Here is a 24045-nt window from a genome sequence, read left to right as displayed (position 1 = left end):
GCAAGATGGCGCGTAAAGGCATCATTCTGGCTGGCGGATCCGGCACGCGGCTGTACCCGATCACGCACGCGGTGTCGAAGCAACTGCTACCGGTATACGACAAGCCGATGATCTACTATCCGCTTTCGACGCTGATGGTAGCGGGCATTCGCGACGTGCTGATCATCTCGACGCCGGACGACACCCCGCGTTTCGCGGCGATGTTCGGCGACGGCTCGAAGTGGGGAATGAATATCCAGTATGCGGTGCAACCGTCGCCAGATGGGCTTGCACAGGCGTTCATCATCGGACGCGAGTTCATCGGCAGCGGCCAGTCTACGCTGATTCTTGGCGACAACATTTTCTACGGCCATGACCTCGCGAAGCAGCTTGAGCGCGCGAGTGCGGGCGTGCACGGCGCAACGGTATTCGCGTATCACGTGAACGATCCCGAGCGTTACGGCGTGGTCGAATTCGACACGAGCAAGAAGGCGCTGTCGATCGAAGAGAAGCCCGCCAAGCCGCGCTCGAACTACGCCGTGACCGGCCTTTATTTCTACGACAATCAAGTTTGCGATATCGCCGCCGATATCAAGCCTTCCGCGCGCGGCGAGCTCGAGATCACCGACGTCAATTCACGTTACCTCGAAGCGGGGCAACTGAACGTCGAGATCATGGGGCGCGGCTATGCCTGGCTCGACACGGGCACGCACGATTCGCTGATCGACGCCGCCACGTTCATTGCGACGCTGCAAAAGCGTCAGGGGCTCGTGGTCGCGTGTCCCGAGGAGATCGCGTTCCGCCGCAACTGGATCGACGCTGTGCAACTCGAACGCCTGGCAACGCCGCTTGCGAAGAACGGCTACGGCAAGTATCTGCTCAAGCTACTTTCGGAACCCGTCGCATGAAGATCACAGTTGTCCCAACCTCCCTGCCTGAAGTCAAGATCATCGAGCCCGAGGTGTTTGCAGACGCGCGAGGCTTCTTTTTCGAAAGCTTCAATGCGCAGGAATTTGCCGAAGCGGTCGGCGAGGGCGTCGAGTTCGTGCAGGACAATCATTCGCTCTCGGCGAAAGGCGTGCTCCGTGGGCTGCATTACCAGATCGAGCGTGCGCAGGGCAAGCTCGTGCGCGTCGTCGCGGGCGAGGTGTTCGATGTGGCCGTGGATATCCGGCGTGGCTCGCCGAACTTCGGCAAATGGGCCGGCGTGCACCTCAGTGCGCAGAACAAGCGTCAGCTGTGGGTGCCGGCTGGGTTCGCGCACGGATTCGTCGTGATATCCGAAACAGCGGAGTTTCTTTACAAGACGACCGATTACTGGTTTCCGGAATACGAGCGCACCCTGCTCTGGAACGATTCGGATATCGGTATCGAATGGCCTATCAGCGGCGAACCGAATTTGGCAAAAAAGGATGCTGAAGGACTGCGTCTGCGCGAAGCCGAGACTTACGAGTGAAAAGCTTGGCCGGTCGTTCCGTTTGGATTTCCACGCGTTTGGGCCCCTAAAATCCTCACGCTAAAGCGATTCTCCGGTTTGTATCATTTTGTTAGCCCGCTTAGGTCGTCAGGCCCGCGGCTCTATAATCGCGCTTTGCCTGAACGGCATTGAGATCTCGATGCCGGGCTGCAAAAGCGCCTGTGGCGCCTTAATTCATGACGGAATTCAGTGAGCCGACCATCTTTGTAACCGGTACGGCGGGGCAGGTGGGCTTCGAGTTGCTTCGCAGCCTGCAAGGCTTGGGCCGTGTCGTCGCGGCTGACCGGAGCACATTCGATCTTTCCGACTTCGACAAGTTGGCGCACGTCGTGCGCGAGGTCAAGCCCCAGCTCATTTTCAACGCGGCAGCCTACACGGCAGTCGACCAGGCGGAATCGGACGCCGGCACGGCGCAGCGCGTGAATGGCGAGGCGCCAGGCGTGCTCGCCGAGGAGGCGCGGCGCATCGGCGCCGCGTTGATTCACTATTCGACCGATTATGTTTTCGACGGCAGCAAGGACGGCGTCTACGGCGAAGACGATGCCACGAATCCGCTGAACGTCTACGGCATGACCAAGCTGCAAGGCGAGCGCGCCATCGAGCAGGTCGGCGGCAAGCATCTCGTGTTCCGGACAAGCTGGGTGTACGGCACGCGCGGGCGCAATTTCCTTCGCACGATGATGCGCCTTGCTCAGGATCGATCCGAGTTGAGCGTGGTGGCCGATCAGGTCGGTGCGCCGACCTGGTCCGCAACGATCGCCGCAATGAGTGCGCAAATCGCAACCCAGGTGCTGTTCGAGCATTTCGACGATGCGCATTGGTGGGCGCAGCACGCCGGCGTCTATCACTTGACGGCCGGCGGGTCGACGTCATGGGCGGGTTTCGCCGAGGCGATCTTTGCCTCGATGCAAGCCGAGGCGCGGCCGGCCGTGAAGCCGATTTCAACCGACGACTATCCTACGCCCGCCAGACGTCCCCGCAATTCGCGGCTGTCCAACGCGAAACTGACGTCGGTATTCTCCGCTCATCCGCCGGACTGGCGCGACGCCCTGTCGCTGTGCATGTCGAATTTGTGACAATTGGTGATTTGTTTCACAATTCCGATGCCATCTTGAGCCGCCTTTAGGCGGGCTGTTACAATTGTCGGCTTTGGCACTGCTTTGTGTTTGCAACGGCAGGCCCCCGCTGAAGCTTGGATACATACGTGCTCCGGCTGGCGCAATACTCCTCGTTCGTCCCACACGGGCATTAAAGGAAACTTTTCGCATGAAACAGGACCTGTTGGATCGTATTCAAAACCGATCCGCCAAGATTGGTATCGTAGGGCTTGGGTATGTTGGTTTGCCTCTGATGCTGCGCTTCTCGGAGGTCGGTTTTCATGTGCTGGGCTTCGATATCGATGCCAGTAAAGTCGAAGCGCTGAACGCCGGGCGCTCCTATATCGAGCACATTTCGTCGGGTGCCGTGAAAGAGGCACTCGAGCGCAATTTCGAAGCAACGACCGATTTCTCGCGCGCGTCGGAAGCCGACACGCTCATTTTGTGCGTTCCGACCCCCCTCAATAAATACCGCGAGCCGGATTTGTCGTTCGTTCTCGACACCACCGACAGTCTCGTGCCCTACCTGCGCGCCGGTCAGGTCGTCTCGCTCGAAAGCACGACTTATCCGGGCACCACGGATGAAGAGTTGAAGCCGCGCATCGAATCGCGCGGTTTTACCGTCGGCAAGGATATCTTCCTCGTCTTTTCGCCAGAGCGCGAAGATCCGGGCAATCCGAACTTCACGACGCGCACGATTCCGAAGGTGGTCGGCGGCGACACGCCGGCGTGTCAGGAAGTCGGTGCTGCGCTGTACGGCGCCGTGATCGATCGCGTCGTGCCGGTCACCTCGACCCGCGCCGCGGAAATGACCAAGCTGCTCGAGAACATTCACCGCGCGGTCAATATCGGTCTCGTCAACGAGCTCAAGATCGTCGCCGAAAAGATGAATATCGATATTTTCGAGGTGATCCGCGCCGCGGCGACCAAGCCGTTCGGCTTCGTTCCGTACTATCCGGGGCCGGGCCTCGGCGGGCACTGCATTCCGATCGATCCGTTCTACCTGACCTGGAAGGCGCGCGAATACGGTGTTCACACGCGCTTCATCGAGTTGGCCGGTGAAGTCAACAGCAGCATGCCGGAGTGGGTCGTCGGCAAGGTTGCCGGCGCGTTGAACGACGCGAAGCGCTCGATCAACGGCAGCAAGGTTCTCGTGCTCGGCATCGCCTACAAGAAGAACGTCGACGACATGCGCGAATCGCCGTCCGTCATCCTCATGGAAAAGCTGCGCGACCTCGGCGCCGCGGTTCAGTACAGCGATCCGCATATCCCGGTGTTCCCGAAGATGCGCGAACACAGCTTCGATCTGTCGAGCGTCTCGCTTACGCCGGAGTCGATTGCCTCGTTCGATTGCGTGCTGCTCGCGACGGACCATGAGCGGTTCGACTATGAACTCATCAAGAAGCACGCGAAGCTGATCGTGGACAGCCGCGGCAAGTATCAGGATCGTTCCGCCAACATCGTGCGTGCTTGATCATTATGCAGATTCAACATCCCATCATCACCGGCCGGAAAGTCCGCTTTGCAATCGTCGGTTGTGGCCGCATCGCCCAGAACCACATGGATGCAATTGCCCGTCATGCCGACCGGGCCGAAATCGTCGACGTGTGCGATGTCGATCCGGCTGCGCTGAAGGCGGCAGAGGAGAAGACCGGCGCGCGCGGCCATGCGTCGCTCGGCGCGCTGCTGCACAACACGCAAGCCGATTGCATCGTGCTTACCACGCCTTCCGGGCTGCATCCGCGGCAGGCCATCGAGTGTTTCGAGGCCGGTTTCAATGTCATGACTGAGAAGCCCATGGCCACCCGCTGGAGCGATGGCGTGGAGATGGTCAAGGCAGGCGACCGCGCCGGGAAATACTTGTTCGTGGTCAAGCAGAACCGCCGCAATGCGACGCTGCAGTTGCTGAAGAAGGCGGTGACCGAGAAGCGATTCGGCCGCATCTACATGGTCAACGTGAACGTGTTCTGGACCCGGCCGCAGAGCTATTACGACTCCGCCGCATGGCGCGGCACGTGGGAGTTCGACGGCGGCGCGTTCATGAACCAGGCGAGCCATTATGTCGATTTGCTCGACTGGCTGATCGGGCCGATCGAAAGCGTGCAGGCGATAACGAGTACGCTCGAGCGGGACATCGAAGTCGAAGACACCGGTGTGATCGCGGTGAAGTGGCGCTCTGGTGCGATCGGCTCGATGAACGTCACGATGTTGACCTATCCGAAGAACCTCGAAGGTTCGATCACGATTCTCGGCGAGCGCGGCACCGTGCGCGTGGGCGGCGTGGCTGTCAACGACATCCAGCACTGGGAATTCGCGGACAAGCGCCCCGAAGACGAACACGTCAAGCAGGCTAGCTACGAGACCACGTCCGTCTACGGCTTCGGTCATCCGCTCTACTACGACAACGTGATCAAGGTGTTTCGCGGCGAGGCGACCCCGGAGACGGACGGTCGCGAAGGCCTGAAGTCGCTTGAGACGCTGATCGCCGCTTATCGGTCGGCTCGCGATGGTTCCCGCGTGTCGCTCCCTCTCGACTATTGATCGGCGGACCTGCCCATGAGTTTTACAGCACACCCGAGCGCGATCGTTGACGAAGGCGCTCAGATCGGGGAAGGCACCCGGATTTGGCACTGGGTGCATGTCTCCGGCGGCGCCAAGATCGGCCGCGGCTGCTCTTTCGGCCAGAACGTGTTTGTCGCAAACGACGTCGTGATCGGCGACAACGTCAAGGTGCAAAACAACGTCTCGATTTACGACGCGGTGACGCTGGAAGACGACGTATTTTGCGGTCCGTCGATGGTGTTCACGAACGTGATGAACCCGCGCAGCGCGGTCAATCGCAAGAACGAGTACCGCCGCACGCTCGTGCGCCGCGGCGCGACCATCGGCGCCAACGCCACCGTGGTGTGCGGCCATGAGATCGGCGAGCACGCGTTCATCGGCGCCGGCGCCGTCGTGACCCGGGACGTGGCGCCGTATTCCTTAATGGTCGGCACGCCCGCGCGCCGGATCGGATGGATGTGCCGCTGCGGCGAACGCCTGCCGGCCGCGGCAGGCGAGCACACGTGCCCGGCATGCGCAAGCCGCTACCGAATCACCGAGGCCGAGTGCGCCCCCCTCTGACTGTCATTCGCACGGACACGACATGGAATTCATCGATCTGAAGACGCAGTACGCGCAACTGAAATCAAAAATTGACGCGCGCATGGCGGCCGTCCTGGCGCATGGCCAGTTCATCATGGGCCCGGAGGTTGCCGAACTCGAGCAGAAGCTTGCGGCCTATGTCGGCGTGAAGCACTGCATCGGCGTGGCCGACGGCACAAAGGCGCTCTTGATTGCGTTGATGGCGCTCGGCGTCAAGGCCGGCGATGAAGTCATCACGACCCCGTTCACGTTCATCGCGACCGGCGAGATGATTGCCCTTCTTGGCGCGAAGCCGGTTTTCGTCGATATCGACCCGGTCACGTGGAATATCGATCCCGCATTGATCGAGCAGGCGATCACGCCGCGCACGAAGGCGATCATGCCGGTCAGCCTGTATGGCCAATGCGCCGATATGGACCGCATCAACGAGATTGCCGGCCGTCATGGCATTCCCGTGATCGAAGACGCTGCGCAGAGCTTCGGTGCCGGCTATCGCGGACGCCGTTCGGCTGGCTTGTCGGAGATCGGCTGCACGAGCTTCTTCCCGTCGAAGCCGCTCGGCTGCTACGGCGACGGTGGCGCATGCTTCACGAACGACGACGAGCTTGCGGCGAAGATGCGGCAGATCCGCGTTCACGGACAGGATCGCCGCTATCATCATCCGATCATCGGCGTGAACGGCCGTCTCGATACGTTGCAAGCGGCAGTTCTTCTGGGCAAGTTCGACACGTTCCCGGACGAGGTAGCCGCACGCGAGCGCATCGGCGCGCGCTACAACGAATTGCTGAAGGACGTGGTGCGCACGCCCGAGATTCAACCCGGCAACACGAGCGTGTATGCGCAATACACGATCGAGGTCGACAAGCGCGACGCGGTGCAGGCGCACCTGAAGGAACTCGGCGTGCCGACCGCGGTTCACTATCCGATCCCGCTGCACCTGCAGCCGGCCTTCGCGGATCTCGGGCTGCCTGTCGAGGCGTTTCCTCACTCGGTCGCGGCCGGACGTCGCGTCATGAGCCTGCCGATGCATCCGTTCCTCGACGAAGCGACGCAGGACAAGATCGTCGCGGCCGTCAAATCGGTGGTCGGCAAGTGAAGAAAATCCTGACCGTCGTCGGCGCGCGTCCGCAGTTCATCAAGGCTGCGGCGGTGTCGCGCGCGCTCGCAGAGGGCTACGCGTCCAAGCTGACCGAAATCATGGTGCACACGGGGCAGCACTACGACAACAACATGTCGCAGGTGTTCTTCGACGAACTCGGCATTCCCGAGCCGGCGCACAACCTCGAGATTTCGGGCGGCACGCACGGGGTCATGACGGGGCGCATGCTCGAGGGAATCGAGCGTGTGATGCTGTCGGACCGTCCGGATGTCGTGCTGATTTACGGCGATACCAATTCCACCCTCGCAGGGGCGTTGGCGGCCGTCAAATTGCATATTCCGGTCGCGCACGTGGAAGCGGGCCTGCGCTCGTTCAACATGCGCATGCCCGAGGAAGTGAACCGTATCGTTGCGGATCGGGTCTCGAGCCTGTTGTTCTGCCCGACCGAAACGGCGGTTCGGAACCTCGCGAACGAGGGCATCGTGAACGGCGTCAGCAACGTCGGCGACGTGATGTACGACGTCTCGCTCCATTACGCAAAAGTGGCGGTCGAGCAAAGCAAGATCGCGGCTCAGCTGGGCGTGACCGACGGCCGCTACGTGCTGGCCACCTGCCATCGAGCAGAGAACACCGACGATCCTAAGCGCATGCGCAGCATCGCGGCGGCGCTGGGCGAGCTCGCGAAAGATATTCCGGTGGTGCTGCCGCTGCACCCGCGCACCCGGCAGATCGTCGCCAATCAAGGGTTGCTTGACCTTCTGGGCGACGTGCAAGTCGTCGAGCCGCTCTCGTTCCTCGACATGGTTCGGCTCGAGCAGTCGGCCAAGGTGATCCTGACCGATTCCGGCGGTGTTCAGAAGGAAGCCTTCTTTTACGGCGTTCCTTGCGTGACCATGCGCGACGAGACCGAATGGGTGGAAACCGTCAGCTCGGGCTGGAACGTGCTGGTCGGCGCCGACAAGGACAAGCTGCTGGCCGCCGTGCATGAGGCTGCGATGCCGGCAGGCCGCCCTGCCGTGTATGGCGATGGGCGAGCGGCGGAGAAGATTCTCGCTCAGCTCGTTTAACCGGGTTCAAGCGGGCTACGCTCCGGCCAGCCATGCTGGCCGGAGGCTTCCAACTCTTTCCAAAGACCGTTCAAAGCATGTCGCAGCCCACGTTCGAAGATCTCTCCGTGTCCATCGTGGTCTACCGGCCGGACATCGAAGAGCTTCGGCGCACGCTTTCGAGCTTGCAGGTTGCGATCACGACGGCGCGTGCGCGGCGAAGCGAATTGACGGCGCGCGTCTACCTCGTGGACAACGGCGGGATGCCGGATCTGTCGACGAGCGTCGAGTTGCTGCGCCGTCACGACATTGCCTGCGTCAGGCTAAGCGGACACGGCAATGTCGGTTACGGGAGAGGCCACAATATCGCCATCTCGCAGGCCGACAGTCGATACCATCTGGTATTGAATCCCGACATCGACCTCGATGGCGAGTCGCTGGCTCGCGCCTTCGACTTCATCGACCGCCACCCGGATGCGGGCTTGCTGACGCCACACATCGGAGGTGATGACGGTCGTATCCAGTACCTGTGCCGCCGCTATCCGACGCTGCTGGACTTGTTTGTCCGCGGATTTTTGCCTGGCAATCTTCGAAAATTATTCGAATATCGCCTCGCTCGTTACGAAATGCGTAACGTGATTAACGAGCGCGATATTGTGTGGGACCCGCCTATCGTCAGCGGCTGTTTCATGCTGTTCAGAACGGACGTGTTGAAAAAGCTCGACGGTTTCGATTCGCGCTATTTTCTGTATTTCGAAGACTACGATTTGAGCCTGCGAACCCACGAAGTGGCGCGTATCGCGTATGTGCCGACCGTGCGCGTGATCCATCATGGGGGTGGGGCGGCAAAGAAAGGCAGGGCGCATATCAAGATGTTCGTGGCTTCGGCGTTTCGCTTTTTCAACCGGTTCGGCTGGAAGTGGTTATGAGCCGTATCGTCGTCACGGGCGCCAACGGATTTGTCGGACATGCACTGTGCCGAGTGTTGCTCGAGAACGGCCACTCGGTGACGGGGCTGGTGCGGCGTTCGGGCGGCTGCATTGCAGGCGTGTCGGAGTGGGTCCATTCGGGCAAGGATTTCGACGGGCTGGTGCAGGCCTGGCCGGACGGGACGGAGGCCGATTGCGTGATCCACCTTGCGGCGCGCGTGCATGTGATGAAGGACGAAGCGCCCGATCCGGAGGCGGCTTTTCGCTCGGCCAACGTGGACGGCACGTTGCGCGTGGCCGAGGCGGCTCGCCGGCGCGGCGTCAGGCGTTTCGTGTACGTGAGCAGCATCAAGGCGGTGGCCGAGAACGACTCGGGACGGCCATTGCGCGAAACGGACCCTGCAGCACCGGAGGACGCGTATGGCCGCTCCAAGCTGGCAGCCGAGGAAGCGCTGCGCCGTTTCGGTGAGGAGTCCGGCCTGGACGTCGTCATCGTGCGTCCCCCGCTTGTCTACGGACCAGAAGTGCGCGCCAACTTCCTGAGCTTGGTGAATGCAGTGTGGCGGGGCGTGCCGCTGCCATTGGGTGCGATCGGTGCACGTCGCAGCCTTGTTTACGTGGGCAATCTGGCCGATGGGCTGATGCGTTGCGCGACGGACCCGCGAGCGGCGAACGGATGCTTCCATATCGCCGATGATGACGCTTTGACGATTGCCGAACTGCTCGAGCGCATCGGACGGCACCTTCACAAGCGTGCTCGTCTGCTGCCGGTGTCGCCTCGTTTGCTGCGCCTGGCCGGACGACTGCTCGGTCGTTCTGCGCAGGTCGAGCGCCTGACGGGCAATTTGAGAGTGGACGCATCACGTCTTGGCACGACGCTTGACTGGCGGCCTCCGTACTCGACGGACGACGGACTGGCGGCGACAGCTCGCTGGTATCGGTCGGTCCACTAGGAACGGGATTTCCGCGCAACCCATGCAGATTCACGCGCATACTTCGCCATATGTCGCCGGGCTTTTCGCCTTGGGCGCGGCCTTGGTCTGTGCCGCGATCGTGGGCCTTTTGCTGAAGACCGGGCTCGCGTGGCGGCTCGCCACCGCCAAGGTCTTTCTCGGCGACGCCGGATCCATTTCAATCGGCTTTCTGGTGGGCGCGTTCGGTTACTGGGGGTGGCGTAGCCACGCCTGGCCCATCTGGTATCCCGCTATGGTATTCGCCCCTTTCATTGGCGACGCCTCTGTCACGTTGGCCAAACGCCTGCTTCGCGGCGAAAAGTTTTGGCAAGCCCACCGCGAACACTATTATCGGCGCATGGTGCGCCTTGGCGTAGGCCATGCTGGTACGGCACTATTTTAGTATGCAGTTATGCTGGCCGGCATCATAATTGCGGTTTGGGCACGTAGTCGGCCTGTTGCTGTTCAGTGGAGCGCCGTTGCGGCATGGGCTGTCGTGCTTATGCTGGTTGGTGCCGGAATCGATCGACGGTGGCGCTTTTTTCAAACAACTCTTTCGAGACAAACCGAGGTTGATGCTGATGCTTCGCAATAAAGCCTCGTGGCTCTCCCTCAGTGCTTTCCTGTTCGATATTTGCGCGGTTACGGCTGCGTGGCTGATTGCCTATGTGATTCGCTTCAATGCAGCCGTGCCGATGGAATTCTGGGGTGGCGCGTTAAGGGCGCTGCTTTGGGTTCTGCCGATTTATGCGCTTATGTTTCGCATCTTCGGCCTCTATCGCGGCATGTGGGTGTTTGCGAGCCTGCCTGACCTCATGCGTATTTCCAAGGCGATCATGTCGGGCGCGGTGCTCGTCACGGTCCTTGCAGTGCTGGTCCAGCCCTCGCCGATTGTGCCGCGCTCGGTCTTGCTGGTTTCGCCGTTCATGCTGTTCCTCATGATGGGAGGCACGCGCGCGCTTTACCGGTCGGCCAAGGAGTTCTATCGGTACGGCGGCCTCGTCGGCCAGGGCAAGCCGGTCATCGTTCTCGGTGCCGGACATGCAGGCGCGACGCTTGCCCGGGAACTGTCGCGTTCGGGCGAATGGCGCCTCGTCGGCCTGTTGGATGATGATCCTGCCAAGCAAGGTCGCGAGATTTACGGTCACAAGGTGTGGGGCACCATCAGCCAATTGCCGGAATTGGCCGCGTCGCTCAAGACCGAGTACGCGATCATCGCCATGCCTGCCGCGTCGGTCGAGCAACAACGCCGCGCGGCCACGTTGTGCGTGCGTGCCGGTGTCAAGGCGATGGTTCTGCCTGCCCTGACGGCGCTGGCTCAAGGTCAGGCGTTCCTTTCGCAGGTTCGGCAGATCGATGTCGAAGATTTGCTCGGCCGCGATCCAGTCAAGATCGATACTCCGCACGTCGACGCGCTTCTGCGTGGCCGCGTCGTGATGGTGACGGGCGCAGGCGGTTCGATCGGCTCGGAGCTCTGCCGTCAGATCTTGCGTTTCGCGCCGGCGCAACTGGTGGCGCTCGACGTGTCCGAGTACGCCATTTACCGGCTTACCGAGGAGTTGCACGAGCGCCATCCCGAAGTGTCGGTGGTGCCCGTGATCGGCGACGCTAAAGACTCCTTGCTGCTCGATCAGGTGTTCTCGCGCTACACGCCGCATATCGTGTTTCACGCCGCCGCCTACAAGCACGTTCCGCTCATGGAGCAGCTCAATGCGTGGCAAGCTGCGCGCAACAACGTGCTCGGCACCTATCGGGTTGCCCGCGCGGCGATCCGCTATGGAGTGCGGCACTTCGTGCTGATTTCGACCGATAAGGCCGTGAACCCGACCAACGTCATGGGGGCGAGCAAGCGGTTGGCCGAGATGGTGTGCCAATCGCTGCAGCAGACGAGTGAGCGCACGCAGTTCGAGACCGTGCGCTTCGGCAATGTGCTCGGCAGCGCGGGAAGTGTGATCCCGAAGTTCCAGCAGCAGATTGCGAAGGGGGGCCCGGTGACGGTGACGCACCCCGAGATCACCCGTTTTTTCATGACGATTCCCGAAGCATCGCAGCTGGTGCTGCAGGCGTCGAGCATGGGGCGCGGCGGAGAAATCTTTATTCTCGACATGGGAGAGCCGGTCAAGATCGTCGATTTGGCACGCGATTTGATTCGGCTGTGCGGCTTGAACGAGGATCAGATCCGGATCGAGTTTACGGAATTGCGACCGGGCGAGAAGCTCTACGAAGAATTGCTCGCCGACGACGAAACGACGACACGCACGCCCCATCCCAAACTGCGGATCGCGCAAGCGCGCGAAGTGTCGGATCACCTGCTCGAAGAATTGCTGCCTTGGCTGATGCAGCGCCGCGTGCCGACCGACGACGAAGTGCGACGCGATTTGCGCCGCTGGGTGCCCGAATATCAACCGGCCTCGCCGTTGAAGAGTGTCCCTTCGCGGACCGCGGTCCCCGCTTCGATGTGACATCTGCTCGACCTGGATAACGACATATATGTGTGGAATTGCAGGCCTGGTCGGTGCAACGCTTGACGTAAGGCGTGCATTTATCACGAAGATGATGGACCGCATCGCCCATCGCGGGCCGGACGGAGAAGGCGTCTACTGCGATGAGATGGTGGCGTTGGGTCATCGGCGGCTGTCGATTGTCGACCTGTCGGCCGCCGGGCATCAGCCGATGGAGTTCGCCGAGCGATACGTCATTACCTACAACGGCGAGATCTACAACCACATCGAGTTGCGAGCGGAGCTGGAAAGGGAAGGGTATCGGTTCGTTTCGCATTCCGATACGGAAGTGATCCTTGCGGCGTACGACTTTTGGGGCCGCGAATGCCTCGAGCGCTTCAACGGCATGTGGGCGTTCGCGCTCTACGACCGGCGCGATCGAACGCTGTTTCTCGCCCGTGACCGTTTCGGCGTCAAGCCGCTTTATTACTGGCGCAGGGCCGACGGCATGTTCGCGTTCGGCTCCGAGATCAAGCAGTTCGTCGATTTGCCCGGCTGGTCCGCGCGCGTGAATGGGCAGCGCGCTTATGACTATCTGAATTGGGGCGTCACCGATCACACGCACGAGACGCTGTTCGATGGCGTCTATCAGGTGCTCCCGGGGCACTACGCTTTGCTGGACCTGGCACAAGCCGCGCGCGAATCCAATGGTTCGGCCACGTCCGAGCGGATGATTGCGCTGACGCAATGGTATCGCTTGAGCGCGGCGCCCTTCGACGGCGACTTTGCGCATGCGTCGGATCGTCTTCGCGGGCTGCTCGAGGATTCCGTACGTTTGCGGCTGCGTGCTGACGTGCCCGTCGGATCCTGCTTGTCGGGCGGCCTGGACTCGTCTTCGATCGTCTGCTTGATGAAGCGTCAATTGGAGCGGGACGGTGCGGCGTATCAGCAGCACACGTTTTCGGCCTGCTCGACGATCGGCAAATACGACGAGAGCCGGCATATCGACACGGTCGTAGCTGAAACGGGGGTGCTGTCCCATCGGACCTATCCCGCTCTCGAGGACTTGTTTTCCGCGCTCTCGGCGATCACCTGGCATCAGGACGAGCCGTTCGGCTCGACGAGTATCTTTGCTCAGTGGAACGTCTTCGGTCTGGCCCGCGAACAAGGCATCAAGGTGATGCTCGACGGCCAGGGCGCCGATGAACAGCTCGCCGGCTACCACAGCTTCTTTGCGCCGCGTTTCGCGTCGCTGTTCCGGTCCACTCGGTGGCTCGAGCTCATTCGAGAAGTGCGTGCCGCGGGACCGCACCACGGGTACAACGGCATCTTTGCGGCGAAGCAGATCGGCAAGTCGATTCTGCCGCGGTCGGTAAGGGATCTGGCCCGGCGCACGTCGGGTGCGATTCACAATGTACCGTCGTGGCTGTCCATGGATCGGCTTGGCGCCGTCCCGGGCAATCCGTTCGGGGATGGACGTGCGCACGAATCGGTGCGCGCGATGTCGATCGAGCAACTTGTGCGCTCTAATCTGCCCATGCTCCTGCACTGGGAAGATCGCAATTCCATGGCGCATGGCGTCGAGGCGCGGCTGCCGTTTCTCGACTATCGGTTTGTGGAATTCGCGTTGGGACTGCCCGACGAGTACAAGCTGTCGCGCGGCGTCACCAAGCGAGTCATGCGCGAAGCCATGCAAGGAATCCTGCCCGAAAGCGTGCGCATGCGGATGGACAAGATGGGCTTCGTCACGCCCGAGGAAGTCTGGCTGCGAGAGCAGGCGCCGGACCAGTTCCGTCGAGCCATGGAAACCGCGATCGACGTGTCCGGCGGGATCATTACGTCCGCCGCGCGGTCGTTGCTCGAGAGCATGATCGCCGGGCAGACGCCGTTCAGCTTCACGGCCTGGCGGCTTGTCAGCTTCGGCGATTGGTTGCAACGCTTTGACGTCAGGGTTTGATGCGTCCTATGAAAGACGAATCTGAGACGGCACTGCGAGTGGGCAACGACGCGGGCTCGGCCGGGGGCAGGATCAATGCGCTGCTCATTGCCTACCACTATTTCCCGGAAAACAACGGCGGCGTGCAGCGTATTGCGGCGCTGAAGAAATACCTGCCTCGATATGGCGTGGACGTTACTTTGCTCACGCATCGGGGCAAATTTGGAGTGGCCGAGTCCGAACGCTCGGATGGCGTCGTGCGCGCGTTCGATATCACTCGACACGGCATGCCGCTGCCGGTTTTTCTGTTCTACCGAGTCCTGCAGCGGGCCACGCGATACTTCGGCGCGACGGGCTTCCGCTACACGCTGTGGCGGCGAAATGCCATTCGCAATGCTGAACGCCTTGTGCGTGCGCAGCGACCCGATGTCATCGTTGCGACGTATCCGCCAACGGAAACGATTGAGGTTGCGCTGACTATCAGCCGGCGCTTCGGCATTCCGTTGGTTGTCGACTTTCGTGATGGCTTGGTCTTCGAGCCGCTCGATCCGAATTTGTTGAAGCTGCCCCGTATCGGGCGTTTTGTTCAAAGTCTCGACGAACAGATCATCGAAAATGCGGCGGCGGTTGTGACGGTTTCTGAACCGATCTCGAACTACTATCGGGAGCGCCAGGCCGCTCGGGTGGAAACCATTGCCAATGGTTTCGATCCCGACGAACTTCGCGGCAAGACGATGCCGCGTCCGGCCGCCTTCAGGCATGACCGCATCAACGTCGTCCACACCGGTCGTTTGGGACGGTCGCGTGCAGGCACGCATATCGACGCGATGCTTGAAGCGCTACGCGGGCTTGGCGCCGAGGGTGGCGATCGCCGGCTTCTCTTCCATTTTTTCGGTGAGTACACAAAGCAGGAAGTGAAGTCGCTGCAGCCGTTTGTCGACCAAGGGGTTGTTTTGATGCATGGCCTGGTGTCGCGAGATGAATCGCTTGCGCTGCAGCGTCATGCCGACGTGTTGCTGCTCGTGACTGCTGTCGGGCAGCGCAGTATTGCGACGGGGAAGCTGTTCGAATATTTGGGCGCGGGCAAGCCGATTCTGGCGTTGACTGCCGGGACGGAAGCGGAGGCCATCGTTCGTGATACGGGAGCAGGGTGGGTCGTTGCACCCGATGATCCCGGTGCGATCGGCGTGGTGTTGAGAAGTCTTGTGAGGGAAGGGGCCTTGGATCCCCTGGCGCGACGTGCGACCCGGATCAGTGCCTATGAGCGCCAGGAGCAGGGCAAGCGTTATGCGGACTTGCTGGCCGATGTCGTACGCACACATCGACGTAAGGCATTGGAGGGGCAGGAGAGCGTATCGTGACGCGCGCAACCATCGATATCGCGCTCGCCACGTGGAATGGCGAGCGGTACTTGGCCGCCATGCTGGAGTCGATAGCGACGCAGACCTATGCGGATTGGCGGCTCGTGGCGCGGGATGATGGTTCCTCGGACGGTACGTGTGCAATCGTGGAGGCATTCGCTCGGCGCTTTCCCGGCAAGGTAGAAGTCGTGAAGGACGGCAAAGGGCGTCTTGGCGCCGCCGGCAATTTTACCGCGGCGGCGAGCGTGTGCGGTGCGGCGTATGTCGCGTTTGCCGATCAGGACGACGTCTGGCTGCCGCAAAAGCTCGAGCTCGCGATGGACCGGATGGTCGATAGCGAACGGCAGCTTGGTGCTGGCGTGCCGGTAGTGGTCCACACCGATCTGCGAGTGGTGGACGATGCGCTCAACGAGATTGCTCCGTCGTTTGTCAGGCACATGAGGCTCGATCCCGTCGCTGGCGCGAAGCTGGAAAGACTGCTGGTGCGCAATATCGCAACGGGCTGCACGATGCTTTGCAATCGGGCACTGGTCGATATGGCGTTGCCGGTGCCGGCAGAAGCACCGCTTCATGATTGGTGGTTTGTACTGGTCGCTGCCTGCTTTGGATCGGTCGTGTTTGTCGACGAGGCGACTGTTCTTTATCGACAGCATGCTGCCAATGTAGTCGGCGCGGGCGGTGCGTGGTCGATGCGACGGTGGGCGACGCACGCCAGAGCGCGGGAGAGAGTGAGGCGTCGGTATGCGCAGGCGCGTGCGATGTCTGCCCGCTTTAGCGGAGGGCTCGCTCCGCAGGCGAGGGTGGTGCTCGACAATTTCGCCGAACTCGAATTTCAAGGCCTATGGAAACGGACTTGGCAGATGTTTGCCAAGGGGTATCGGGATCACGGTTTCGTCAGGACTGCAGCGGCGGCGTTGTTGGGGTAGGCCCAACAGACGTTGGCGTTTGGTGGATAGACTGGGAGGCTAGAATCCCCCCGGCAATCGACAACAGCAATTTGGAGTTCATCAGTATGATTTCTGAAGATCAAAGTCAAACATCCCAGGTTTTTGGCTACAAATGGGGCAAGCGGGAGACTTACGAGTCCGAGGCAATGCGGGTGGCGATGAAGGACTTTTACCTGCGCCACTATGGCGATGTCGAAGGAGCAGCGTGGTGGTCTGATTACGGGACTACCCCCAAGATCCTCGACGTTGGTTGCGGTGCTGGCTATACGGCGCTTGAACTTCTCGGGTCGCGGCTGACTTCAGCCGACTATTGCGGGGTGGACATTTCCGACGCGTACAAGGTCGCCGAACAACGCTTTGCCGAACGCGGACTCAAGGGAACGTTCGTGCAAGGCGACATGACGAACCTTGACCTGCCTGAGGAACACTTTGATGTCATCCTGGCGGAGGGCGTCCTTCACCATACCGACAACACCGAGCATGCGTTCAAGCGCGTCGCCCGACATTTGAAGTCGGGCGGACGGCTGCTCGCGTATATCTATCGCAAGAAGGGTCCGATTCGCGAATTCACGGACGACTACATCCGCGAACAAATCTCGGGGCTCTCGCCCAACGATGCCTGGGATGCACTCGTCCCACTCACGAAGCTCGGCATTCAGCTCGGCGAGCTCAATGTTGAAGTCGATATTACCGAGCCGATCGAGGTGCTGGGCATCCCGGCCGGCAAGATCAATCTTCAGCGCCTCTTCTACTGGCACATCTTCAAGGCGTACTACCGCCCGGAGTGGTCCTTCGACGAGATGCAACACGTGAACTTCGACTGGTACGCACCCAAGAACGCGCACCGTCACACGTTCGACGAAATTGAGCGCTGGTGTTCGGATGCTAATCTCGAAATCGAGCGGGCCGACCACGAAGAGTTGGCCGGTTATTCGATCATCGCCCGCAAGCGATAAGAGTCCTGGCTTACGGGCAGCCCCGCGTGCCGCGGACTCACAGGTTCGTGCCTCACGCGTGGCGAATGCCGTCCTCGATGCCGCATAGCCGCGTCAGTCCCAAATCAAACAATCCGGGCCCACCGGGCGAATTAGCGAACGACAGCCAGAATGGTTTGGTCGAGCCATTCCCCGTTGATATACGCTGCCTTTCTCAACGTACCTTCCTGGCTCATGCCGGCATTCTGGTAGGCCTTGATGGCGCGACCGTTGTTCGAAAAAACGCGCAGCCATACACGAACCAGGTTCAGATCCCCGAAAGCAAAGGCGATTGCAAGTCTCACGGCCTCTGTGCCGAGGCCCTTGCCACGATTGCTTTCGTCGCCGATCCGGATTACCAGCTCGGCTGACCGATGGACAGGATGAATGTCGATAAGTTGGACCGTGCCGATGATTTCTGAGGTTTCTTGTTCGCGAACGGCGAATATCACTCGGGAGGTGCTGGAGCCTAATCCATCGCACCAAGCGATGTGACTTGTCCAGTCGACCGGACGGTACGGTGCGTTGAGGCGCACCGTTTCGGAATCGTTGATCCAGCGGAACAGTGCGTCCTTGTCGTCGGGACGGATTTCCGTAAGCACTACTTTTGTGCCGCGAAGCATGTTTTACCGAGATCCTGGGAAATAAAGGCTGAGCCAAGGCCGCATTCTAAGCGCTTGATGCACGACATGCCAGCGAGCGTCGCAGGCGTCGACCGGGCCAGCCGCGTCTGAACGGGAGCGTGAAATGCTGGAATCAGTAAGGAGACCCGGACCCCGTTGGAACCGCGCTGCAGGCTCTACGGCCGTGGTTAGATATAGGGACGGATTCTCGGCCGCAGGCGGATTAGCTGTTCGGCGCCAAGGCCAACTCTGCTAAAATCGCGGTTTCATCTTGAAAATGCCAGGGCGCGTACCTCATGAAGCTCGCAGGGTCAAAAATTCTCGTGGTCGGCGGCGCCGGGTTCATCGGCAGCTTTGTCGTTGCCGAACTGCTGAAGCACGATGTCGCCGAGGTCGTGATTTACGACAACTTCGCGCGCGGCAAACAGAGCAATATTGCCGAGTACCTGAAGGATCCCCGCTGTCGCCTGTACCCGAACGGCGGCGATATCCGCGATGTGGATTTGCTGAACGATGCGATGCAGGGCATGGACGGTGTGATTCACCTCGCAGCCATGTGGCTACTCCACTGCAAGGATTTCCCGCGCACGGCGTTCCACGTGAACATCGAGGGCACGTTCAACGTGCTCGAAGCGTGCGTGAAGAACAACATCAAGCGTCTCGTGTATTCGTCGTCGGCGTCGGTCTACGGTGATGCAGTCGAAGTGCCGATGACCGAGGAACACCCGTTCAACAACCGGAATTTCTATGGCGCGAGCAAGATCGCAGGCGAAGCGATGTGCCATGCGTTCCACGATCGTTACGGCCTGAGCTACGTCGGTATGCGGTACATGAACGTCTATGGCCCGCATCAGGACCAGACGGCAGCCTACACCGGCGTGATTCCGATCATGCTGAACAAGATCGACGCCAACGAGTCGCCGGTCATCAATGGCGACGGCACGCAGGCTTACGACTTCATCTACGTCGAAGACGTCGCGCGCTGCAACGTGCTGGCGCTGGAGGCCGACGTGACCGACGAGTTCTACAACGTCGGCACCGGCGTCCAAACGTCGATCAAGGAACTGTGCGACACGATCCTCGAGTTGCGCGAATCGCCGCTCAAGGTCCAGTATCGCCCGTATAGCGAGGACGACGCGCGCCGCCTCGTGCAGAACCGGATCGGCTGTCCGAAGAAGGCAGCACGCGATCTGGATTTCACGTTCAAGTATGACCTGCGTGAAGGCTTGCAGAAGCTGATCGAGTGGCGCAAGCAAAACGGGGGCGACGAGTGAGCGTCGGCAAACCGGTGCGCAACATTGCGATCTCGCTGCCGAGCACGGGCGAGGAAGAGTGGCAGGCCGTTCGTGAGCCGTTGATGAGCGGCTGGCTCACGCAAGGGCCGAAAGTTGCGGCATTCGAGAAAATGTTCGCCGAGCGTCATCAAGTGGCGCACGCGCTCGCTGTCACGTCGTGCACGACGGGCTTGCATCTTGCGCTGGCAGGGCTCGGTATCGGCCCGGGCGACGAAGTGATCGTTCCCGCGTTCACCTGGGTCGCTACCGCCAATGCGGTCCTGTATTGCGGCGCCACGCCGGTATTTGTCGACGTGAGTCGCGAGAACTTCAATCTCGACATTCCGGCGGTTGCGGCAAAAGTGACGCCGCGCACGCGTGCGGTGATCGCCGTCCATCTGTTCGGGCTGTGCGCCGATATCGACGCTTTGCGAGCCGTCCTGCCCGATTCGGTGGCCATCGTGGAAGATGCCGCCTGTGCCGCAGGCGCGGCTTGGGCAGGCCGCCCGGCCGGCAGTCTGGGCACGGTCGGCGTGTTCTCGTTCCATCCGCGCAAGTCGGTCACGACCGGCGAGGGCGGGATGGTGACGACGCAGGATGCAGAGCTGGCCGAGCGTATGAACCAGATGCGCAATCATGGCGCGACCATTTCGGAAGAGCAGCGCCACCATGGTCCGCGGCCCTGGTTGCTGCCCGATTTCGATCTGTTGGGGTACAACTACCGGATGACTGACCTGCAAGGCGCCGTCGGCGTCGTGCAGCTCGGTAAGCTCGACGCGTTCATCGATGAACGCGCGCGTTGGGCCGAGTTTTACCGCGAGGCGCTGTCGGGCATTGAATGGTTGCGATTGCCGCAAGCACCGGTCGGCGCACGCCATGGCTGGCAGTCCTATGTGACCTGGGTCGATCCGCAGCGCGCACCGCTGCCGCGCAACGAGATCATGCAGCGTCTGCAAGCGATGGGTATTGCCACGCGCCCTGGCACGCATGCGGTCCACATGCTGAACTACTACAGCGATCGCTTCGGCTATCGTCCGGAGGACTTCCCGGCAGCGCGCGACTGTAACGACCTGACGATGGCGATTCCCTTGCACAACCGGATGTCGGCGGACGACTACCAGTATGTCGTCGACGCGATTCTCGGTTTGAGTCGTTGATCGCGCTGCGCCTGTCGTGGGGCAGGCACAGCATTCCCCATCAACGCGCCAGTCGGTACGGCGGCGCCACAGACGCGCTCGTTCGTCGCGCGCTCCCTTGACAGTATGTGTGGCATTACAGGCTTGATCCATCTTGACGGCGAAGCCGTGTCCCTGGACGTACTGAAGGGCATGACGGACGCCATCGCGCATCGCGGGCCCGACGGCGAAGGCCATTGGGTCGAGGGCAACGTCGGCGTGGGTCACCGGCGGCTCGCGATCATCGATCTGTCGCCGGGCGGCCATCAGCCGATGGTGTGGGCGGACGGGCGGTACGTCGTGACCTACAACGGCGAGCTGTACAACTATCGGGAACTGCGCGCCGAACTGGAAAAGCACGGCGTCCGCTTTCGCTCGCACAGTGATACCGAGGTCCTGCTGGCTGCGGTCGTCACGTGGGGAGTGGAAAAGGCGCTGGCGCGGTTCAACGGGATGTTCGCGTTCGCGTTGTGGGATCGCCATGCCCGAACGCTTACGCTGGCCCGCGACCGCTATGGCGTGAAGCCGCTCTACTATGCTATGCAAGGCGGTACGTTTGCCTTCGGATCCGAGCAGAAGGCCATCCTCGCACAACCGATGTTCCGTCGCGTGCTCGATAAGTCTGCGTTGCTCGAGTACTTCACGTTTCAGAACATTTTTTCGAGCGGCACGCTGCTCGAGGATATCAGTATCTTGCCCGCCGGCCATTACGGCGTGCTCGATCTTGGCGCAGCGCGGCCGTCCTTGCGGCTCACGCAGTACTGGGACTTTGACTTTCGCGAACCGGACCGGCCGCTGCGGGACGAGGAATACCGGGAGGAGCTCGATCGGCTGTTTCGCCAGGCGGTGAATCGTCAACTGGTGACCGACGTAGAACTCGGCAGCTACCTGAGCGGTGGGATGGATTCGGGGTCGATCACCGCGATCGCCGCGCAGTCGTACCCCTACATCAAGACTTTTACTTGCGGCTTCGACCTGAATTCTGCGTCGGGTATCGAGTTGGCGTTCGACGAACGCAGCAAGGCCGAGTACATGTCGTACCATTTTCGTACCGAACACTACGAGATGGTGCTGAAGGCCGGCGACATGGAGCGCGTGCTGCCGCGCCTTGCGTGGCATCTTGAAGAGCCGCGTGTGGGGCAAAGCTATCCAAATTTCTACGCGGCGAAGCTGGCGTCCAAGTTCGTCAAGGTCGTCCTGTCGGGCGCGGCCGGCGACGAGCTGTTTGGCGGCTATCCGTGGCGGTACTATCGCGCTGTCGTGAACGACGACTTTTCGCACTACGTGGACAAGTATTACGAGTTCTGGCAGCGGCTGATTCCGAACTCCGAGTTGCGGGGCGTCTTTGCCCCAATTTGGAGTGACGTCGAGCATGTCTGGACGCGCGATATCTTCGCGGGTGTCTTCAAGCATCACGCCGATCAGCTCTATTCGCCCGAGGATTACATCAACCACTCGCTGTATTTCGAGGCGAAGACATTCCTGCATGGCCTGCTGGTGGTTGAAGACAAACTGAGCATGGCGCACGGACTCGAGTCGCGTGTGCCGTTCCTCGATAACGATCTGGTCGATTTCGCGATGCGCTGTCCCGTTCGCTTGAAGTTGAACAACCTCGCGGATGTCGTCAAGCTCAACGAAAACGATCCGGGTAACAAGAGCCAGATCTACTTCGAACGCACGCACGACGGCAAGCAGATCCTGCGCGACGTCATGCAGCGCCACATTCCGGATGACGTGGTCAAGGCGGCCAAGCAAGGCTTTTCCGCGCCGGATGCGAGCTGGTTCAAGGGTGAGAGTATCGACTTCGTGAAGCGCAAGCTGCTCCGCGACGATGCCAGAATCTACGAGATCATGGATCCGGACTGCGTACGCAAGCTGGTCGGCGAGCATTTGTCGGGCGAAAAGAACCGGCGCTTGCTGATCTGGTCGTTGCTGAACGTCGAGTCGTGGCTCGAACAGTTCCTTGAGCACGGCACCGGTCAATATGCGAAGGCGGTTTCATAATGGAGCGCGTTGTCGTCACCGGAGCGGCGGGATTGGTCGGCGCTCATGCGTCGGCGGCACTGAGTCGGCACGGTTTTGAGGTTGTCGACGTGCTGCGTCTGCCGAGCGCGGACTCTGCAGCGGCAGGGAAGTCGGTCGCGATTGATTTGAGCGCTACGAGCGCAATTGACCAATTGCGTGCGTTATTGCCGTTGTCGGCGCTCGTGCACTGTGCTGCCGCGCTGCCCAAGTCATTTGACGGGGTCGAATCGCAACATGCAGCGCAGATCAATCGCTCGATCGATGAAACGGTCATCAACTTCTGTGCGACCCACGCTGTCCGGTTGATCTATTGTTCCGGGACGGCAGTCTATGGGCCATTGCAGGAGGATGCGCCGGTCCGCGAGGGGCACGACTTGGCTCCGTACGGCGGCTACATCGAAGGGAAGGTTTGGGCCGAGCAGGAGATTGTCGAGCGCGTCGCATCGCATGCCATACTGCGCATTTGCGCTCCCTACGGCACCGACCAGCGCACCCGCACTGTCTTGCGACTTTTCATCGAGCGAGCAATCGCGGGTCAGACGCTCGGCTTTTTCGGCACCGGAACACGTGAACAAGACTTCCTGCACGTCGATGATCTTGCAGACCTGATCGTGCGTGCAGTGTCGCGTCGCGACGTGAACGGCGTATTCAATGCTTCGGGTGGAAGGCCCATCATGATGCGCGACCTTGCGATGCTGGTAAGTCGCGTCGTGTCCAACGGCCGTGCCGAGGTTTGCGGCACCGGTCGGGACGATCCTCAGGACGGCCTGCGCGCGCGTTTCGACTTGAGCCTCGCTGAGCAGCAGCTTGGATGGCGCCCGGTGATCGCGCTCGAAACGGGCGTGGATGAGTGGGCAAGACAATTGCGAGAGGACGGGCATGCGGCTCGCGATCATCTCTGACATTCACGGCAACCTGCCGATGCTGGAAGCCTGTCTGGCAGAGATCGCGACGAGGCAATGCGATCGGATCGTCTGCCTCGGGGACGTCTTCGGCTACTTTCCGGATGGCCTCGCCTGCGCGCAGCGGTTGCGCGATGTCCACGCCGATTGTCTGATGGGCAATCACGAGGCGATGCTGCTCGGGCTGCTGCCGTTGCCGGAGGTCAAGGACGAGGTTTACCGGTTGGGCGCGCAGCGCGAGTTGGTACCGGCCTCGTTGCTGCAGCACATGCAGGGTTGGCTGCCGTACGCAAGCGAAGTGATCGGTACGAAACGGGTTTTGATGGTCCACGGTTCGCCATGGCAACCGTTGACCGAGTATGTGTACCCCAACTCCGATCTGTCGCGTTTCGCGGCGTTGCCATTCGATGCGGTGTTCATGGGACATACCCACCACGCATTCGTTCGAAACAGCGGAGATGTGCAAGTCTGCAATACCGGTTCGTGCGGTCTGCCCCGGGACGTTGGGCGGCCTTCGTTCGCAGTTTTCGACGTGACTGAAGGCACGATCGAGGTGGTTCGTCTGAGCGTGGACCGGACACAACTGCAGCAGCACTATCCGAATTTGCACCCTTCTATCTACAGCGTGTGGTCACGCGGCCATCAAACAGACAAAGAGTAGAC

21 protein-coding genes and 1 pseudogene are annotated in these 24045 nt (G+C 61.0%); 21 read left to right on the top strand and 1 reads right to left on the bottom strand.

Annotated features, from left to right (window positions below):
- Positions 1 to 5: 5 nt before the first annotated feature.
- From rfbA to J3489_RS18850, 16 genes and pseudogenes are all read left to right on the top strand, one after another.
- Positions 6 to 887: a glucose-1-phosphate thymidylyltransferase RfbA gene (gene rfbA, locus J3489_RS18925; protein WP_207000530.1), complete on the top strand. Its 882-nt coding sequence runs from the start codon at positions 6 to 8 to the stop codon at positions 885 to 887.
- On the top strand, positions 884 to 1435 hold the full coding sequence (rfbC, locus tag J3489_RS18920) for a dTDP-4-dehydrorhamnose 3,5-epimerase (RefSeq protein ID WP_207000528.1): 552 nt from the start codon (positions 884 to 886) through the stop codon (positions 1433 to 1435). Before rfbA ends, rfbC begins: the two co-directional genes overlap by 4 nt.
- A 197-nt stretch (positions 1436 to 1632) precedes the next feature.
- Complete coding sequence (gene rfbD / locus J3489_RS18915; protein ID WP_207000527.1) at positions 1633 to 2532, top strand: dTDP-4-dehydrorhamnose reductase; 900 nt, start codon at positions 1633 to 1635, stop codon at positions 2530 to 2532.
- A 190-nt stretch (positions 2533 to 2722) separates the two neighbouring features.
- Positions 2723 to 4027 (top strand): nucleotide sugar dehydrogenase, encoded by a 1305-nt coding sequence (locus tag J3489_RS18910; protein WP_207000526.1) that lies wholly within the window; start codon positions 2723 to 2725, stop codon positions 4025 to 4027.
- A gap of 5 nt (positions 4028 to 4032) precedes the next feature.
- Positions 4033 to 5094: a Gfo/Idh/MocA family protein gene (locus J3489_RS18905; protein ID WP_207000525.1), complete on the top strand. Its 1062-nt coding sequence runs from the start codon at positions 4033 to 4035 to the stop codon at positions 5092 to 5094.
- 15 nt (positions 5095 to 5109) lie between these two features.
- Positions 5110 to 5676: an acyltransferase gene (locus J3489_RS18900; protein ID WP_207000524.1), complete on the top strand. Its 567-nt coding sequence runs from the start codon at positions 5110 to 5112 to the stop codon at positions 5674 to 5676.
- Between the two features lie 22 nt (positions 5677 to 5698).
- Entirely contained in the window at positions 5699 to 6793 is a 1095-nt protein-coding gene (locus J3489_RS18895) for a DegT/DnrJ/EryC1/StrS family aminotransferase (protein WP_207000523.1), read from the top strand.
- Entirely contained in the window at positions 6790 to 7863 is a 1074-nt protein-coding gene (gene wecB, locus J3489_RS18890) for a non-hydrolyzing UDP-N-acetylglucosamine 2-epimerase (RefSeq protein ID WP_207000522.1), read from the top strand. The genes J3489_RS18895 and wecB overlap by 4 nt, the downstream gene beginning before the upstream one ends.
- Before the next feature lie 77 nt (positions 7864 to 7940).
- A complete protein-coding gene (locus J3489_RS18885; protein WP_242540127.1) occupies positions 7941 to 8771 on the top strand; it encodes a glycosyltransferase family 2 protein in 831 nt (276 codons plus the stop codon).
- On the top strand, positions 8768 to 9724 hold the full coding sequence (locus tag J3489_RS18880) for a UDP-glucose 4-epimerase family protein (protein ID WP_207000520.1): 957 nt from the start codon (positions 8768 to 8770) through the stop codon (positions 9722 to 9724). The genes J3489_RS18885 and J3489_RS18880 overlap by 4 nt, the downstream gene beginning before the upstream one ends.
- Positions 9725 to 9791: 67 nt before the next feature.
- Positions 9792 to 10319 (top strand): annotated as a pseudogene (locus tag J3489_RS18875) (MraY family glycosyltransferase); the annotation flags it as partial.
- Entirely contained in the window at positions 10306 to 12186 is a 1881-nt protein-coding gene (locus J3489_RS18870; protein ID WP_207000518.1) for a polysaccharide biosynthesis protein, read from the top strand. The pseudogene J3489_RS18875 and the gene J3489_RS18870, both read left to right, overlap by 14 nt.
- A 28-nt stretch (positions 12187 to 12214) precedes the next feature.
- Positions 12215 to 14122: an asparagine synthase (glutamine-hydrolyzing) gene (gene asnB, locus J3489_RS18865; protein WP_207000516.1), complete on the top strand. Its 1908-nt coding sequence runs from the start codon at positions 12215 to 12217 to the stop codon at positions 14120 to 14122.
- An 8-nt stretch (positions 14123 to 14130) separates the two neighbouring features.
- A complete protein-coding gene (locus J3489_RS18860) occupies positions 14131 to 15462 on the top strand; it encodes a glycosyltransferase family 4 protein (protein ID WP_207000515.1) in 1332 nt (443 codons plus the stop codon).
- The gene (locus tag J3489_RS18855; protein ID WP_207000513.1) at positions 15459 to 16388 is read left to right on the top strand and encodes a glycosyltransferase family 2 protein; all 930 of its coding nucleotides are present in this window, start codon (positions 15459 to 15461) and stop codon (positions 16386 to 16388) included. Before J3489_RS18860 ends, J3489_RS18855 begins: the two co-directional genes overlap by 4 nt.
- 86 nt (positions 16389 to 16474) lie before the next feature.
- On the top strand, positions 16475 to 17365 hold the full coding sequence (locus tag J3489_RS18850) for a class I SAM-dependent methyltransferase (RefSeq protein WP_207000511.1): 891 nt from the start codon (positions 16475 to 16477) through the stop codon (positions 17363 to 17365).
- A gap of 131 nt (positions 17366 to 17496) precedes the next feature.
- On the opposite strand, the gene J3489_RS18845 is transcribed toward J3489_RS18850, so the two are convergent.
- Positions 17497 to 18006, bottom strand: coding sequence for a GNAT family N-acetyltransferase (locus J3489_RS18845; RefSeq protein ID WP_207000509.1), 510 nt, complete (start codon positions 18004 to 18006; stop codon positions 17497 to 17499).
- A 296-nt stretch (positions 18007 to 18302) separates the two neighbouring features.
- Between J3489_RS18845 and J3489_RS18840 the strand changes: the two genes are divergently transcribed.
- The 5 genes from J3489_RS18840 to J3489_RS18820 all read left to right on the top strand — a co-directional run bounded on the left by J3489_RS18840 (position 18303) and on the right by J3489_RS18820 (position 24043).
- The gene (locus J3489_RS18840) at positions 18303 to 19280 is read left to right on the top strand and encodes an NAD-dependent epimerase/dehydratase family protein (RefSeq protein WP_207000507.1); all 978 of its coding nucleotides are present in this window, start codon (positions 18303 to 18305) and stop codon (positions 19278 to 19280) included.
- Positions 19277 to 20437 carry a DegT/DnrJ/EryC1/StrS family aminotransferase gene (locus tag J3489_RS18835; RefSeq protein ID WP_207000504.1) on the top strand — a complete coding sequence of 387 codons (1161 nt, stop codon included), beginning with the start codon at positions 19277 to 19279 and terminating at the stop codon, positions 20435 to 20437. Before J3489_RS18840 ends, J3489_RS18835 begins: the two co-directional genes overlap by 4 nt.
- Positions 20438 to 20542: 105 nt before the next feature.
- A complete protein-coding gene (gene asnB, locus J3489_RS18830) occupies positions 20543 to 22459 on the top strand; it encodes an asparagine synthase (glutamine-hydrolyzing) (protein ID WP_242540112.1) in 1917 nt (638 codons plus the stop codon).
- Complete coding sequence (locus J3489_RS18825) at positions 22459 to 23382, top strand: NAD-dependent epimerase/dehydratase family protein (protein ID WP_242540111.1); 924 nt, start codon at positions 22459 to 22461, stop codon at positions 23380 to 23382. The genes asnB (J3489_RS18830) and J3489_RS18825 overlap by 1 nt, the downstream gene beginning before the upstream one ends.
- Complete coding sequence (locus tag J3489_RS18820) at positions 23360 to 24043, top strand: metallophosphoesterase family protein (RefSeq protein ID WP_207000502.1); 684 nt, start codon at positions 23360 to 23362, stop codon at positions 24041 to 24043. The genes J3489_RS18825 and J3489_RS18820 overlap by 23 nt, the downstream gene beginning before the upstream one ends.
- Positions 24044 to 24045 lie beyond the last annotated feature (2 nt).

This window comes from Trinickia mobilis (assembly GCF_017315705.1).
GTDB classification, from domain to species: Bacteria; Pseudomonadota; Gammaproteobacteria; order Burkholderiales; family Burkholderiaceae; genus Trinickia_A; species Trinickia_A mobilis.
The sequence above is the reverse complement of the archived record's forward strand: the minus strand, read 5'-3'. Positions and strand labels throughout refer to the sequence as shown.